Raw genomic sequence first — 15944 nt, 5'->3', positions numbered from 1 at the left:
AAGATAAAAAATGGAAAAACTATCCATAGTAAAAATAGGAGGAAATATCATTGAAGATGCCAATGCTCTCAATGCATTCCTTAAATTGTTTTCAAAATTAGAAGGCAAAAAAATATTAGTGCATGGAGGCGGCAAACGTGCTACAAGTGTTGCTTCTAAACTGGGTATTGAATCTAAAATGGTAAACGGGCGTCGTATTACTGATGCTGAAACTTTAGAGGTTATAACGATGGTTTACGGCGGATTAGTCAATAAGAACATAGTAGCCAAACTACAAGCATTAAACATTGATGCTATTGGTTTAACTGGAGCAGACGTGAATAGTATTAAATCGGATAAAAGACCAGTAAAAGATATAGATTTTGGTTTTGTAGGCGATGTAAAAGAAGTGGCTCATAATGCAATAGATAAATTAATAAAAGCCAATTTTATACCAGTGTTTTGTGCCATAACACACGATGGTAACGGACAATTGTTAAACACTAATGCAGATACCATTGCAAGTCAAGTAGCGATTGGTATGAGTGCTTTATATGAGACATCCATCTACTATTGTTTTGAGTTAAACGGTGTTTTAGAAGATATTAATGATAAGAATTCTGTGATAAAACATATTAATTCTCATACCTATAAAACGTTGTTAAAAAAAGGTATTATTGCAGACGGCATGTTGCCTAAATTAGAAAATTGTTTTGATGCCCTAAAAGGAGGCGTTAGCAATATTCACATGGGAAACACATCAATGCTTACCCAAGAAAATGATAATTTTACAACCATAACATTGTAATCATGATTCAAGAATTAACACAAAACGCTATAAAGCTTTTAAAAACGTTAATTAGCACCCAGTCATTTTCTTCAGAAGAAGACCAAACAGCTTCTCATATTGAAGGTTGGTTTCAACAATATAATATAGATTTTAAGAGAACCAAAAATAATGTTTGGGCTGTTAACAAGCATTTTAAAGAAGGAAAACCAACATTGTTGCTTAATTCACACCATGATACGGTAAAGCCTAATTCAGCATACACCAAAGACCCTTTTAACGCTCATGTAGAAGATGGTAAATTATATGGTTTAGGAAGTAACGATGCTGGTGGATGTTTAGTGAGTTTAATTGCTACGTTTACCTATTACTATAATCATGAGAATTTAAAATATAATTTGGTGATTGTTGCTTCTGCGGAAGAAGAAAGTAGCGGCCCAAACGGATTGAATAGTATGTTGCCCATTATTCCAAAAATTGATGTTGCAATAGTAGGAGAACCAACGTTGATGAATTTGGCCGTAGCCGAAAAAGGATTAGTAGTTTTTGATGCTAAAGTAGCTGGAACACCAAGTCATGCGGCGCATCCAAACAACAATAACGCAATTTACAATACCATTGAGGCATTACAGTGGTTTAAAGATTTTAAATTTGAAAAAGGCTCTGAAGCCTTAGGAGATGTAAAGTTAACAGTAACACAAGTAAATGCAGGTAAGCAACATAATGTAGTGCCTGCGCACGTAGATTTGGTTATAGATGTTAGAGTAAATGATGCTTATAGCAATGCAGAAATTGCTGAAATTTTACAAAACAAAGCACCAGTTGCAAGCATTACACCGCGCAGTTTAAGATTAAACTCATCATCTATTCCTGTAAATCATGATTTGGTAAAAGCAGGAATAGCTTTAGGAAGAACAACCTATGGGTCACCAACCTTGTCTGATCAAGCAGTATTAAGCTGCCCTAGTTTAAAATTAGGTCCGGGAGATAGTACGCGTTCACACAGCGCAGATGAATTTATTTATTTAAATGAAATTGAAGAAGGTATAAAGATTTATATTGAACTGTTAAATCGGGTAATTATTCCTGCGTAGGCAGGAATCTCATAGCAGAAATTAGGTTTCTATTACTTAAGCCAATTAAGAAGAAAAGGTAATAATAAAAATGGAAACTGTCATTCCCGTGTGGGGGATTAAAAAAAACAATATAACTTCTACTAGGTTTTTAAACCTTGTAGATTAAAAAAATAATTAACTAAAACTGAAAGCAGAGATTCCTGCTTTCGCAGGAATTTATGAAACTCTGGGATAAAGGCATATCAATAGACAATAAAATAGAGCAATTTACGGTTGGAAATGATCGAGAAATTGATATTCATATTGCAAAATACGATGTCATTGCATCAAAAGCACATGCAAAAATGCTGCAAAGTATAGGCATTATAACTACTGAAGAATTAGAGGAATTATTAGGTGGGCTGGAAGTTTTAGCAGCGCAAATTGAAGAAGGTACTTTTGTTATTGATGAGCAATTTGAAGATGTACATTCTAAAATTGAATTTGAGTTGACTAAAACTTTAGGCGACGTTGGGAAAAAAATCCATACTGCCCGTTCAAGAAACGATCAAGTTTTAGTAGCCTGTCATTTATACTACAAAGAGAACTTACAGGTAATTCACAAAAAAACTAAAGCCTTATTTGACACACTTTTAGGTTTAGCTGAAACACATAAAGATAAATTACTTCCGGGTTATACGCACTTACAAGTGGCAATGCCATCATCATTTGGGTTATGGTTTTCAGCTTATGCAGAATTGATGATTGATGATGTGTATTTGCTAAACGCAGCTTTAAAAACAGTAGATCAAAACCCGTTAGGTTCGGCGGCTGGTTATGGCAGTTCTTTTCCTATTGATAGAGAATTAACCACTAAAGAAATGCAGTTTTCAACCTTAAAATACAATGTGGTTGCAGCACAAATGGGACGCGGTAAAAATGAGCGTACTATTGCTGCTGCTTTGGGTAGTTTGGCTAATACACTGTCTAGATTTGCAATGGATGTGTGTTTATACATGAGCCAAAATTTTGGTTTTGTAAGCTTTCCAGATGAATTAACAACAGGAAGTAGTATTATGCCTCACAAAAAAAATCCTGATGTTTTTGAGTTAATTCGTGGTAAGTGTAATAAAATTCAAGCTTTACAAAGTGAAATGGTATTAATAACTAATAATTTACCAAGTGGTTACCATAGAGATTTTCAGTTATTAAAAGAAAACATGATAGCAGCTTTTGAAGAGCTTAAAGATATTCTTGATATTTTTAACTATGCAATACAACAGGTAATAGTAAAAGATATTGATTTGAATGACGATAAATACAAATACCTTTTTACTGTAGATAATATTAATACGTTAGTAGTAGAAGGGCAAAGCTTTAGAGAAGCTTATCAAAAAATTGGCGGACAAGTGCAAGATGGTAGTTATGTTCCTGATACATCAAAACAGCACACACACGTTGGTAGTATTGGTAATTTAAGTTTAGATAAAATAAAGGCTAAGTTTCCAGAGGTTTGATTCATGAATAAAACTTTTAAAGTAGCCTAATAATTAATTAAATTGCTTAGCAATTTTTAATTGCATGTGTGAAAACGGGGTGGAGCAGTCACAAAAAGGTAGCATAATAAATTTTAAAAAATCAATAGTCTTTAAATCGGGTATTGTTTTTGTAACTATTATGTTGTTAGTGCTTTTTGTATCTGGTTATCTTATTAATAAAAAAGCCACTACCGTAATAAAAACCTATAATCAAGATAGATTAATTCATGTTTCAAATATTTTAGAGAAATCTTTTTACTCAATGTTGAGTGAGGTTGAAAATGATATTTCTTTTCTTTCAAAAAACATTCATATAAACGGCAATTTTCAACCTAAAACATTAGATACTTTCTTTTATTCAATTTTAAGTGAAAAGCCTAATTACTTTCAAATTAGGTTGCTTGATGTTAATAATAATGGTTTAGAAATAGTAAAGTTTATAAAACAAGATGAGTTGGTTGAAAAAATACCCAAAACCAATTTACAGTTTAAAGGTGCTAAAAAATACGTTACAAGTGCTTTAAAAGTTAAGGCACCATATTATTTTTCTGAAATAAATTTAAATGAAGAACATCAAGAAATTAGCAAACCTTACAGGCCAACCTTAAGGGCAATTGGTAAATTATACAATACAAACAATACGCTTAAATATTTAATAATTATAAATGTAGATGTAACATCATTTTTTAACGATATTAAAGAAATTAGCAAACAAGATATTTTAAATGTAGTTATTGATGTTGAGGGAGATTATAAATACCATGAAAATTTTAATGTTTCCTTTGGAAAACAACGAAATACAGATAGTAATTTCTTTAATAATTATAGGGTAAAGCCATCTATATTACAAAATAATGGTAGCAAAACCTTAGTTGATACAAATAATCAAGTTTTTTTATATCATGTTAAACCTATTCAGTATTCATCGGGTTTAAACACCTTGTATTTAATAACATTAGCAAATGAAAAGGCCGTTTTAGCTAACGTTAATAACGTTAATTCATATTCATTTTTAACCATTGTTATTATTTGTGTTGTATTATTGCTTTTGGTATGTTTTTATGCTTATTATTTTATTTTAAAATTACAGAAAGTAACAAAAGCTATAAGTAATTATGCAGAGGCTGATGTATATGAAAATCAGTTAGCTGAAATAAAAAGCAGATCAGATGAATTAGGTTTGTTAAGCAATGCTTTTTTACAAATGAAGGCGGATATTGATGCTAGTTTCAAAAAGTTAAAAATTGCATTGCGAAGAGAAAAAGAAGCGGTTGAAGATAAAAAAGTGTTTCTGCAAAATATGAGCCATGAATTAAGAACACCGTTAAACGCTATTTTGGGCTTAGTTTACCTACTAGATAAAAATAAACCTTCGGCAAAAGCTACACCTATTATAAATGCTTTAGGCAGAAGTGCTAATAATTTAAAAGGGCTTATGCATGATATTCTAGATGAGCAAAGTTTATTAGAAGGAAAAATTAAACTAAACCCAACACAATGTAATATTAATGAACTATTAGAAACTATAATTTCAAACTATACATTTGATGCTGTAAAAAAAGGGTTGAAAATAACTTTAAACACAGATAAATTAATTAGAACAAATAGCTATATGCTTGATGTTTTGCGTTTTGAGCAAGTGGTAACAAATTTATTGGTTAACAGCATTAAATATACATTACAAGGCCAAATTGAAGTAGGTAGTAATATTAAAAATAATAACTTAATTGTTTGGGTAAAAGATACTGGTTTGGGTATAAAACCAGAGAATTTAAACAAAATTAAAAACCGATTTTACAGAGAAAACACCAATAAAATTAAACGTGAAGATAGTTTTGGTTTGGGGCTTTCAATAGTAAAACAAATTATAGATTTGTTTAAAGGAGAATTACAAGTACAGTCTGTTATTGGCAAAGGCTCAACTTTTAAGTTTATTATGCCAATAGAACAGGTAAAAGAGAAGAAAAATAAAGAAGAAGTACAAACTTTTTTATACCCAACTGATGTTAAGCTGTGTAAAATACTTCATATTGAAGATGATGTACCTTCTCAAATTCTTATAAGCAATGCTTTCAATGCTTTATCGGTTGAGGTTGTTGCCATTAATGATTTTGAAATTGTAAATGAGGTTTTAAGTACTGCTAATTTCAATTTAATTTTATCAGATTTAATGTTAGATTCAAAAAATATAATTACACACATCAACTCATTATCTGCTAAAATAGCTATACCTGTTTTAGCGTTTTCAGCACTAAGTAGTAAAGATGTTGAAACTCTAAAAGTGCCTTATATTCAAAAACCAATACATTTAAACGCGTTAATAGACTGTGCTATTGTTTTAATGTTAAAACATAAATATAACACACCTAAATTGGAAAATATTTATGAGCAGTATGATTTTAATAAACACAAAATAACCAATTATTTAAATATACTAAATAAAGAGTTTGATGTTTATTTAAAGCGTATTACAGTTGTTTATAAAAGTAAAAATAATGAAGAATGGTTAGCTATAAAACATAAAATTATAACACACCTAAATTCTTTAGAGTTGTTTCAAATGAAAACATTATTTACTGAAACTATTGAAGATTTAACGCCACAAAATTTCACAATTTTAACTAATGCTATAAAATATATACAATGCTATTTACGTAATGAAATAAGGCTTAGTTTAATAAGTTAAGCTTTTGCAAAAAGGTAATTTCAAAAGTTTTACTTAAAGGTATAGTGTGGTTGCCTATTTTTATGCCGTCAGTGGTTACTTTATCTACTTTGAGTAAATTAATTATGTATGATCTATGCGTTTTAAAAAAGTTACTATCTAATTTAGGGGCAATATCTTTTAAAGTCATAAGTGTCATTACTTTCTTGTCTTCCATTACAAATTCTAAATAATTGCCAGCAGATTTTATAAATAGAATTGTGTTAACATGAATTTTAGTTAGGTTTGTACCTTCTTTAATAAAAAACGAATCATCTTTAGGGTAGTTATGTTTTGTTTCAGTGCTTTTTACTTTAAGAATGCTTTTATAAAACCTGGCAAATTCAATGGGCTTTACCAAATAATCTATAACCTGATTAAAATTGTATGACTCATAACCAAAATCTTTGTTAGATGTAACCATAATTACAGGAGTTTTGGTATGAATTACAGATAAAATTTCTTTTCCAGTTATATCTGGTAAATCATAATCTAATAAAATTAAATCAAAGCTACTTTGGTTAATTAAATTAATAGCCTCAAAGCCAGAGTTTGTAATTGTAGCATCAATGTTCATATTTAGTTTGCTACAAAAATGCTCTAAAAGGTCGCATACCAAAGGATCGTCATCAATAATTAAAACATTCATATAACGTTTATCAATTAGTTATTAAGTTTCGTCAATTAATATAGTGATTTCGTGTAAAAAACAAATTATAGAATAATTTAAATAGTAATATTGGTGTAAACTAAACTAACTTAAATGAAACTAAAATTACAGCACTTAAGTGTATTAATGGTGTTTTTATGTCTTTTTTCTAACTGCAAAAACACCTCAAAGAAAACAGAAACAGTAAATGTTGAAGTTGAAAATGAGCCTAAAGGAGAAAACAATGTAGCGTACCAATGGGCGTATGTGGCTTTAGAGGCTACTGCTAATGATACCGATACCTTTAAGCCAAGACCTACTATTACATCAAGGTTTTTAGGATTAATTTTCACATCAATGTTTGATGCTTGGTCACGTTACGACGATAAAGCAATACCGGTATATTTAAAAAATGTTGATAGATGCCCAACCAACCAACAAACTTTAAAAAATAAAGAAATAGCTATTAGTTATGCGGCTTATGGCGCTTTAAAAGAATATTACTTTTCAGATAGTTTAATGTTTAGTAATAAAATGAAGACGTTAGGGCTAGATCCAAACAATACATCTTTAGATCCCCAAACACCAGAAGGAATAGGTAATTTAGCAGCTAAAATGGTTATAGAATCTAGGAAAAATGACGGATCTAATCAATATGGAGAGGTTGAAGGTTCTAACGGGAAACCATATTTTGATTATACAGGCTATAAACCTGTTAATGATCCAGATACTAATGTTGATATAAATAAGTGGCAACCAAAATATTTTTCAGATGGAAAAGGCGGTAGGTTTGCTCCAGGTTGTTTAACCCCATATTGGCAAAAGGTTAAACCGCTTTTATTAAAATCGTCAGATCAGTTTCGTCCTGGTCCGCCACCATTAGTAGGTTCTGAACAATTGAAAGAAGAAATAGCTGAAGTAGTAGAGCTGCAAGCCAGCTTAACACCAGAAAATAAAGCATTAGTTGAGTTTATGAGAGATGGCCCTAAATCAGTTCAACAAGCTGGCCATTGGTTAAAATTTGCGCAAGATGTATCAAGACGTGATAAAAATACTTTAGATGATGATGTGAAAATGTATTTTTTAGTAGAATCTGTTGCTATGGATGCCTTTATAGCATGTTGGGATTCTAAAATGTTTTATGATTTTGCGCGTCCGTATGCATTGGTTCATAAATATTTTGAAGATGAAGATATTAAAGCTTGGGGCGGTCCTGAAGTAGGAATGACAACATTAAAAGGACAGTTCTGGAGACCTTATTCGCCTGATGTTTTTTTATGCCCGCCATTTCCAAGTTACGTATCAGGGCATAGTACCATTAGTGGTGGGTGTGCAGAAGCTTTAAAGTTATTTACAGGGGATGATTTTTTTGGAGAAGAAGTTACACTTGTTCCTGGAGCATTAACAGAACCTGATAACTTAGAAGATCCGGTAGTTCTTAAATTTCCAACTTTCACAAAAACAGGAGAGATGGCTGGTATTTCAAGAGTAATGGGAGGTTATCATATTCAAGCAGATAATATTGAAGGTTTAGAGCTGGGTAGAAAAGTAGCAAGGTATAATTATAATAAGTATTTAAAGTTAATAGGAAATGATGCAAATGCACAGTAGTTTTATAACCAAAAAGTAGTATATGACTAGAATTTTGTTAAAATTTGATAGAGAAAGAATTTTAGCTATTAGTGTGGGCGTAGTTTATTTATGGTTTGGAATGCTTAAGTTTTTTCCTGAAGTAAGTCCTGCTGAAGATTTGGCAAAAGAAACAATACAATTTTTAACGTTTGCTATGTTGCCCAAAAACCTAGGCTTCTTACTACTTGCAATTATAGAGGTAGTTATAGGTTTGTGCTTGGTGTTTAATGTAAAGCCTAAACTAGTTATTTTGGTAGCCATAACACATTTGGTTTTAACGTTTGTGCCATTAATATTCTTTTCTCATTTAATATTTGGCAAAGTTCCATTTTCACTAACTCTAGTTGGTCAATATGTAATTAAAAATATTATAATAATAAGTGCGTTAATGCTTATTTACCCAACAAAACAATTACTGTTAAACAAAGAAAATTTTTAAGTAAGAAGTTATTACAAGCTTAAAGCGTTTTTCAGAATATTTATATTCAATTTAGTTAATGAAAAAACTGAAAGTTATTTAGCTTTCAGTTTTTTTACTTTAAACTTTTGAAGCAATAGACTTAAAAAAAACATAACCAAAACCAGTAAACAACATGGTGTGAAATGGGAATAAACCAAAATCACCACCTTGGTCTCCAACAATAAAAGCGCTATACATACCAAAACCAAAGTAAAGCATTAAAATACCTTCAAAAATTACATTAACTGATAATTTCCTTTTAATGTATTTATTGTTTTTCCAAGAGTCTTTTAGATTATTTATATTGAATTTAGGTGTACGAATAAAAGCCGATTTTTTACCAAAATGACCTTCTAGAACAGCAATAGAATTATGCAGTGAAAAGCCCATAGCTATTGAGAAAAACACAAAAAACATGCCTATATAGCCCATGAAGTTTTTTATGCCTTTGCCGTAAATATTACGATACATAATCCAGTAACAAATAAAAAATATAACGGTGCTTACTACAAAAAAGCTCATGGCTAAAAAGTAATGTTTTAAGTGCGCATATTCATTTTTAATATAAAGCATTGGTATGCTTAAAATAGCAACAATAAGTATGTTTAAAAACATGGTGCTGTTTAACAAATGTAATAATCCATGCACTTTAGTTTTAGCTGAAATGTTTTTGTTTTTTAAAACACGCCATAACATTTTTCTAAAGTTTTCTGCACCACCTTTGTTCCATCTAAATTGCTGTGAGCGTGCAGCACTTATAACAACAGGTAATTCGGCAGGTGTTTCAACATCTTCTAAATATTTAAACTTCCAGTTTTTTAATTGCGCTCTGTAGCTTAAGTCTAAATCTTCGGTAAGTGTGTCACCTTCCCAATTTCCAGCATCAATAATACATGTTTTACGCCAAATGCCTGCTGTACCATTAAAATTAATAAAATGGCCTTTGCTGTTTCGTCCTACTTGCTCTAAGGTAAAATGGGCATCTAAAGCAAACGCTTGTATTTTAGTAAGTAATGAATAGTTACGGTTTATGTGGCCCCAACGTGTTTGCACTACACCAATTTCTTCATTTTTAAAATACGGTACTGTACGCTTTAACCAATCTGGTTTTGGTAAAAAATCAGAATCAAAAATGGCTATAAATTCGCCTTTAGCAATTTTTAACCCTTCTTTTAAGGCGCCGGCTTTAAAACCAACACGGTTTGTTCTGGTAATATGCTGAATATCTAAGCCAGTTTTTTGAAGTTTGGCTATATGTGCTGCGGTGCTTTCAACTGTTTCATCAGTAGAATCATCTAAAACCTGAATTTCAAGTTTGTTTTTTGGATAATCAATTTTTGCAATGTTGTCAAGCAAGCGTTGCATTACATACATTTCGTTAAAAACGGGTAATTGTATGGTTACAAATGGTACTTCGGAAGGGTTTTCTAAATTAAACTTAGGTGCATTGTCTTTTCTTTTTGCTGATATATAGTTGAAAAGAAGATTTAATTGTGCCAATGCATACATAAAAATGAGTAGTATAGCAATGGTGTAAATAACAATGATGATGGTTTCTATAATCATTATTTAAAACTGTATTTAAATATCCAACCTAATATCTTAACGCCTGCAAATATAGCACCTTTTACGGTACCTGAAACTTTTGATACACCTATTCTATTTCTGTATTTAACAGGGATTTCTGTATAAGTTAGTTTTTGTTTTAAGGCTTTTAGTTGCATTTCTACAGTCCAGCCATAAGTTTTATCTTCCATATTTAAAGCCAAAAGTTTGTTGTATTTAATGGCTCTAAAAGGCCCAAGGTCTGTAAATTTAGCGCCAAACATAAGTTTCATTAGTGTGGTTGCAAGCCAATTTCCAAAAATTTGTGGCCCTGTCATAGAGCCAGTTTCTCTGTGTTTTTTCACACGTGCACCAATTACAAAATCTATATTATTAGTAATTATAGGTGCCACAATTTCGGTGAGTTGTTCTGGGTAATCAGAGTAATCACCATCTAGAAACACAATAATATCTGGCTTTTCTGTTTTGTTAGCAATGTAATCCATTCCTTTTAAACAGGCATAACCATAGCCTTTTCTGTTTTCTGTTAATACGGTAGCGCCAGCATTTTTAGCATTTACCTCGGTATCATCAGTAGAGTTATTACTAACAACAATAACTTCGTTTACTGTTTTAGGGATGTCTTTTATGACATGTTCTATAGAGTCTGCTTCGTTATACGCAGGAATAATAACATTAATTGTTGGCATATGCTAATTTTGTGCAAAAGTACAATAACATATTAGTTCACAAAATAAAGAACCAATAGCTTCTTTTAAATTATTGTAAATAAATTTTCGGTTATTTTTTGTTTACTAAATCCATTAAATCTACATCGTTACCTAAAAGAACATCGGTAGGGTTAATTCTGTTTTCTAAAGGGCCGTTTTCTAATTTTAAAACACCTCTTGGGCAAACAGCAGAACAAATACCACAACCTACACAGCTAGCACGTACTATATTTTCGCCTTTTTGAGCGTATGCTCTAACATCAATACCTTGTTCACAATATGTAGAACAGTTTCCGCAAGAAATACATTGCCCGCCATTAGTTGTAATTCTAAATTTTGAAAATAAACGTTGTTGAATACCAAGAATACCTGCCATTGGGCAACCCATTCTGCACCAAACACGATTGCCAAAAATAGGGTAGAAGCCAGTGCCTATAACACCTGAGAAAATGGCGCCTATTAAAAATCCGTAAACCGAGCGTAGTTTACTGGCTTCAAACAAAAATATTTTGTTGTTAGCTGTATTTGTAAAGTAATGTATGGCAATTAATGCTAGTACAATAACTAAGTATCCTATAGCGCCGTAGCGTGCATCTTTAGCAAGTTCTTCTTTTTTGAAATACCAAATTACAGCAAATAAAGCACCTAAAAAAACAGCAACACCAATTAAAAACATGTCTTTTGTGAGCCAGTATTTTTCAGAGTCGTAGCCTAAATAGGTACTAATAACTGCCGTTGTCATTACAACCGAGAACACTAATACCGAATAAATAACCCAACGTTCCACTTTCCAAGCAAACATACTTTTATCACTTAATTGCCTGAATGAGTCGCCTGCAGTTTCGGCTAAACCGCCACAACCACAAACCCACGAGCAATACCAACGTTTACCATATTTATAGGTTAATATTGGAGAAATAACAAAAATGGAAAGAATGGCAAACAGTAAAAAGGCAATACCAATGGTTTCGGCATTTATAAATTGATCTACACGCCACTCATCAAACGCATAATAGTTTAATGGCCACATGTTTTTTAAATCGTTATAAGGCAATGAAAACGAATCGCTATTTAATCTAGACATTAATTCTGGGATTAAAAAAGCAAAGGCAGTTTGAAAAAACATGACACTTACAGTACGCAACTGCTCATATTTGTTATGCTTGTATTTCCAAATAAATTTAATGCCAAAAGCAAAAATAGCAATGGTGTAAAGTGTACCGTAAACAAACCATTGGCTAGCAGCATTACCACTTAAAAAATAACTAAGCGGGTCAAAAAAAGCTACAATGCCCGTGTTGCCATTAGGGTTGGCGCCTAAAAGCTCTTCATAAAAATATAGTATAATGTAAAAGCCTGTTAGTACAATGCCAGTAATCCAGCCCCAAAAACCACGGCTAGAAATGCTTTTGAACCAAACGCCATGATTTTTTATACCTGCAGGTTTATTAGCATATAAACCTTTTGAATATAAAATAACACCAACGGTAATAGCGGCAAGTGCAATAAATAGCCATAAAGCTTTATTTTGAAAATTATTGAAGAGAGAGAAAACTATAATGGCTAGTCCGCCTAAACCAATTACGGTTCCTAATTTTTGTAGCGTGTTTAACGTATCAGATGCATTGCCTGTTAAAGACATATTTCGTTGTATAGTGCCCATAATTATTGTGTTACAGTGTTGTTTTTGTAGAATGCAGTACGAATGTCTGTTTCAAAATGTTTAAAAAATTCAGGATCGAAATTAGCTTGCTTCAAATTGTCTATTACGTAGTTTACAGATTGTTTTTCTGTAAGCCATTTATCAAACACTTCATGGCGCATGCGTATCCCGAAGGTATTTATGCCTAAAAATTCATTTGTGTTTTTATGGTAAGCAATGGTTACACATTTATTACCGCTTTTATGCATCCAATGAAATTGAGCCTCATAATCTGGTTTACCTTTTGAACCGTGAACCCAACCGTACGTTTGGTATTCAATATCAATAAATTTAGCCGAGTTAAACCAATGTCCTGGTTTGTATTCTATACGGTTACCACAAATGGTTTGTGCTAGTGTTTCACCCATCATACGGCCAGTGTACCAAACAGCTTCAATAGGTCTGCGGTTTCCAATAGCTTCGTGTTGTTCGGCACAATCACCAATGGCATAAACATCAGTTATATTGGTTTCTAAAAAACGATTTACTTTTACACCGCGGCCTAATTCAATATCAGAATTTTTTAAAAAATCAATGTTAGGAGAAACCCCTGCTGTTAAACCAACAACGTTACAATTTATTTCTTCGTCAGTTTCAGCAATAATAACAGATTTTACATGACCCTTATCATCAGCTTTAATTTCTTTTAAGTTAACACCTAAGCGCAAATCTATGCCGTTTTTACGAATTTCTTGGTTTATCATTTGGCTTTCGCCGTTGGGTAAAACGCCATTCCAAAAGCTGTCTTCACGTACCAAAAATGTAACAGGAATATGTCTAGAATGAAGCATTTCGGCTAATTCAATACCAATAAGTCCGCCACCAACTATAACAGCTCTTTTACAAATGTTGTTGTTAGGAGCGTAGGTTTCTAAACGTTCTAAATCTTGTTTGTGGTACATGCCCATAACACCTTTTAAATCTTGCCCAGGCCAACCAAATTTATTGGGTTTGCTACCAGTTGCAATTATGAGTTTATCATAATTCATTTGCTCTCCGTTAGAAAAATGAAGCGTTTTTGATGTGGTTTCAATTCTTTCTACAAATCCTTTTTTAAGCTCAATGCGGTTTTTTTTCCAAAACCAAGGCTCATAAGGTTGTGTGTGTTCAAACTTCATATGCCCCATATACACATACATAAGTGCTGTTCTTGAGAAAAAATAATCTGTTTCGGCAGAGATAATAGTTATTTTTTTATCAGAAAGTTTTCTAATATGTCTGGCAGCTGTAACTCCAGAAATACCATTACCAATTATTACAATGTGCTCCATTTTTGTTGAATTATGAGAATTGAGTCGGAATTAAAGATAAGAACTTAATGCAGCGTTTTAATTTAGAATGGCTTCAAATTACCCTTTGTTTGTAAGTTGTTTACGTTTATTAAGACGCTAATTTTTTTTTCGGGTTTTGTAAGTTAGCTAACATTTTGTTCGACTTACCAGTTGTTACTTTGTCAAAAAAATAAATTTCAAAACATGAAAAAAATACTAATTATAGCACTATTAACTTTTGGTTTAAAAGGAACAGCACAAACAGCCAATAGCTTTTTTGAAAGTGCCAATACATTTTTTAAAACCTATGTAACTAATGGCAAAGTTGCTTATGATAAAATACATAAAAACCCTGAAGGTTTAAATAAAGTTATAGCATTAGCACAGGCAGTAAACGTATCAAAAAACAATGCAAATACGTATCAGGCATTTTGGATTAACGCTTATAATCTTTCAGTAATAAAAGGTATAATTGATAATTATCCAACTAATTCGCCATTAGCAAATGCTGGTTTTTTTGATAAAGTTAAACACAATATTGGCGGAAAAAATATAACGCTAAATGATATTGAGCACAAATTATTACGTGCCCAATTTAATGATGCTCGTTTTCATTTTGTATTAGTTTGTGGTGCCATTGGTTGCCCGCCATTAATTAGTGAAGCGTATTTGCCTTCTACGTTAAATAAACTAATGGATACGCAAACAAAGAAAGCTTTGAATGGTGATTTTTTAATGGTGAATATTAAAGAGAAACGTGTAGAGGTATCACAAATAATGGAGTGGTACAAAGAAGATTTTACTATGAATGGCATTACTGAAATAGACTTTATAAATAAGTACAGAACCGAAAAAATACCAGCTAATTTCAAAATAAAATACTTTGAGTATAACTGGCAACTTAATAAACAATAATCAAAAAAAATAATTATACATACACATGAAAAAACTAATAACCATAGTATTTGTGGCTATAGCATTTACTGCTTTTTCACAAGAAGAAAACCAAGAAAATAAGGGTAGCGTTATACAAACTTACACACCGTCAAAACTTTTAAAAAAAGGGCAATGGGATATTAAGTGGTTTAATAATTTATACACCCAAACCAAAGCCGCCGATGAAAATGGTGATGTTACCAAAAACCTTAGCAGAGAAACCTATTTTACTTCAACTTTAGATGCATTTACAGGCGTTTCAAAAAACAGTAAACTTAACGTAGGTGTTATTTTAGAGTTTCGTTCAAATGTAGTGGGTGATAGAAGTGCACTTGATGTTTTTAAGTTTGATGGTGAACGTGGAACCGCTCGTTCTGGTTTAACATCTATTGCGCCGGCAATAAAATTTAATCCGTTAAAAAATGTATCAAACTTCACTATTCAAACAGCATTACACATTCCTTTAGTAGGTAATGAAACTGAAGATGATGTGTTTTTTGACCAAAAAGGATTCATTTTTCAAAATAGATTCTTTTACGATTATACCTTTGGAAGTGGCGATTGGCAAATTTTTTCAGAATTAAACACAGAGTTTAACTTTGGAAAAGAAGATGTTTACACTCCAGATTTTTCAACCTCTTTAGAAGGTAGTTTTGCAAACAACAGTTTACGTTTAACACCGGGTGTGTTTTTAAGTTATTTTCCTAGTAATAAATTTACAGTTTTAGCATTGGCACAACACTCGCAGTTGCTAGATTTAGGTAATGATTTCTCTCAAGATTTTACAGCAGTTGGTGGTGGTGCAAAATACCAATTAACCAATGTTTTAAATGTGGAAGCGCTTTACACCAACTTTGTAAGAGGTAAAAGCTCTGGGTTGGGGCAAACGTTTAATATAGGTTTAAGAGCCTTGTTTTAGGGATTAATTAATAGTACTTTAGGAGCTGTATATTTT

Annotated in this window: 13 protein-coding genes; 8 read left to right on the top strand and 5 right to left on the bottom strand. The window is 31.8% G+C overall.

Annotation, left to right across the window (positions count from 1 at the left end; genetic code table 11):
• The first annotated feature begins 10 nt into the window (after positions 1-10).
• The 4 genes from argB to ACXAG4_RS02855 all read left to right on the top strand — a co-directional run bounded on the left by argB (position 11) and on the right by ACXAG4_RS02855 (position 6045).
• Positions 11-787, top strand: coding sequence for an acetylglutamate kinase (gene argB, locus ACXAG4_RS02870; protein WP_475294564.1), 777 nt, complete (start codon positions 11-13; stop codon positions 785-787).
• A 2-nt stretch (positions 788-789) separates the two neighbouring features.
• Positions 790-1860: a M20 family metallo-hydrolase gene (locus ACXAG4_RS02865; RefSeq protein ID WP_475294563.1), complete on the top strand. Its 1071-nt coding sequence runs from the start codon at positions 790-792 to the stop codon at positions 1858-1860.
• Positions 1861-2060: 200 nt separating this feature from the next.
• Positions 2061-3338 carry an argininosuccinate lyase gene (argH, locus tag ACXAG4_RS02860; RefSeq protein WP_475294562.1) on the top strand — a complete coding sequence of 426 codons (1278 nt, stop codon included), beginning with the start codon at positions 2061-2063 and terminating at the stop codon, positions 3336-3338.
• A gap of 79 nt (positions 3339-3417) precedes the next feature.
• Positions 3418-6045, top strand: coding sequence for an ATP-binding response regulator (locus ACXAG4_RS02855; protein ID WP_475294561.1), 2628 nt, complete (start codon positions 3418-3420; stop codon positions 6043-6045).
• Here ACXAG4_RS02855 and ACXAG4_RS02850 read toward each other — a convergent pair.
• Complete coding sequence (locus ACXAG4_RS02850; RefSeq protein WP_475294560.1) at positions 6029-6712, bottom strand: LytR/AlgR family response regulator transcription factor; 684 nt, start codon at positions 6710-6712, stop codon at positions 6029-6031. The genes ACXAG4_RS02855 and ACXAG4_RS02850 overlap by 17 nt on opposite strands.
• A 114-nt stretch (positions 6713-6826) precedes the next feature.
• Here ACXAG4_RS02850 and ACXAG4_RS02845 point away from each other — a divergent pair, with 114 nt between their 5' ends.
• Together ACXAG4_RS02845 and ACXAG4_RS02840 are read left to right on the top strand one after the other, a co-directional pair.
• Complete coding sequence (locus ACXAG4_RS02845; protein ID WP_475294559.1) at positions 6827-8323, top strand: vanadium-dependent haloperoxidase; 1497 nt, start codon at positions 6827-6829, stop codon at positions 8321-8323.
• Between the two features lie 22 nt (positions 8324-8345).
• Positions 8346-8783 (top strand): doxx family protein, encoded by a 438-nt coding sequence (locus ACXAG4_RS02840; protein WP_475294558.1) that lies wholly within the window; start codon positions 8346-8348, stop codon positions 8781-8783.
• A 99-nt stretch (positions 8784-8882) separates the two neighbouring features.
• Here the strand turns inward: ACXAG4_RS02840 and ACXAG4_RS02835 are convergent, their stop codons facing one another.
• The 4 genes from ACXAG4_RS02835 to ACXAG4_RS02820 form a co-directional block, all read right to left on the bottom strand.
• Positions 8883-10370 carry a cellulose synthase family protein gene (locus ACXAG4_RS02835; RefSeq protein WP_475294557.1) on the bottom strand — a complete coding sequence of 496 codons (1488 nt, stop codon included), beginning with the start codon at positions 10368-10370 and terminating at the stop codon, positions 8883-8885.
• Entirely contained in the window at positions 10370-11059 is a 690-nt protein-coding gene (locus ACXAG4_RS02830; protein WP_475294556.1) for a glycosyltransferase family 2 protein, read from the bottom strand. Before ACXAG4_RS02830 ends, ACXAG4_RS02835 begins: the two co-directional genes overlap by 1 nt.
• A gap of 91 nt (positions 11060-11150) precedes the next feature.
• Positions 11151-12743, bottom strand: a complete 1593-nt coding sequence (locus tag ACXAG4_RS02825; RefSeq protein WP_475294555.1) for a 4Fe-4S binding protein — start codon at positions 12741-12743, stop codon at positions 11151-11153.
• 2 nt (positions 12744-12745) lie between these two features.
• Positions 12746-14053 (bottom strand): NAD(P)/FAD-dependent oxidoreductase, encoded by a 1308-nt coding sequence (locus ACXAG4_RS02820; RefSeq protein WP_475294554.1) that lies wholly within the window; start codon positions 14051-14053, stop codon positions 12746-12748.
• Positions 14054-14257: 204 nt separating this feature from the next.
• On the opposite strand from ACXAG4_RS02820, the gene ACXAG4_RS02815 reads away from it, so the two are divergent.
• Both ACXAG4_RS02815 and ACXAG4_RS02810 read left to right on the top strand, forming a co-directional pair.
• Positions 14258-14968 (top strand): DUF547 domain-containing protein, encoded by a 711-nt coding sequence (locus ACXAG4_RS02815; protein ID WP_475294553.1) that lies wholly within the window; start codon positions 14258-14260, stop codon positions 14966-14968.
• A gap of 25 nt (positions 14969-14993) precedes the next feature.
• Entirely contained in the window at positions 14994-15908 is a 915-nt protein-coding gene (locus tag ACXAG4_RS02810) for a hypothetical protein (protein ID WP_475294552.1), read from the top strand.
• The last annotated feature ends 36 nt before the right edge of the window (positions 15909-15944 follow it).

This window comes from Seonamhaeicola sp. ABD4_175 (assembly GCF_056160885.1).
The sequence above is the reverse complement of the archived record's forward strand: the minus strand, read 5'-3'. Positions and strand labels throughout refer to the sequence as shown.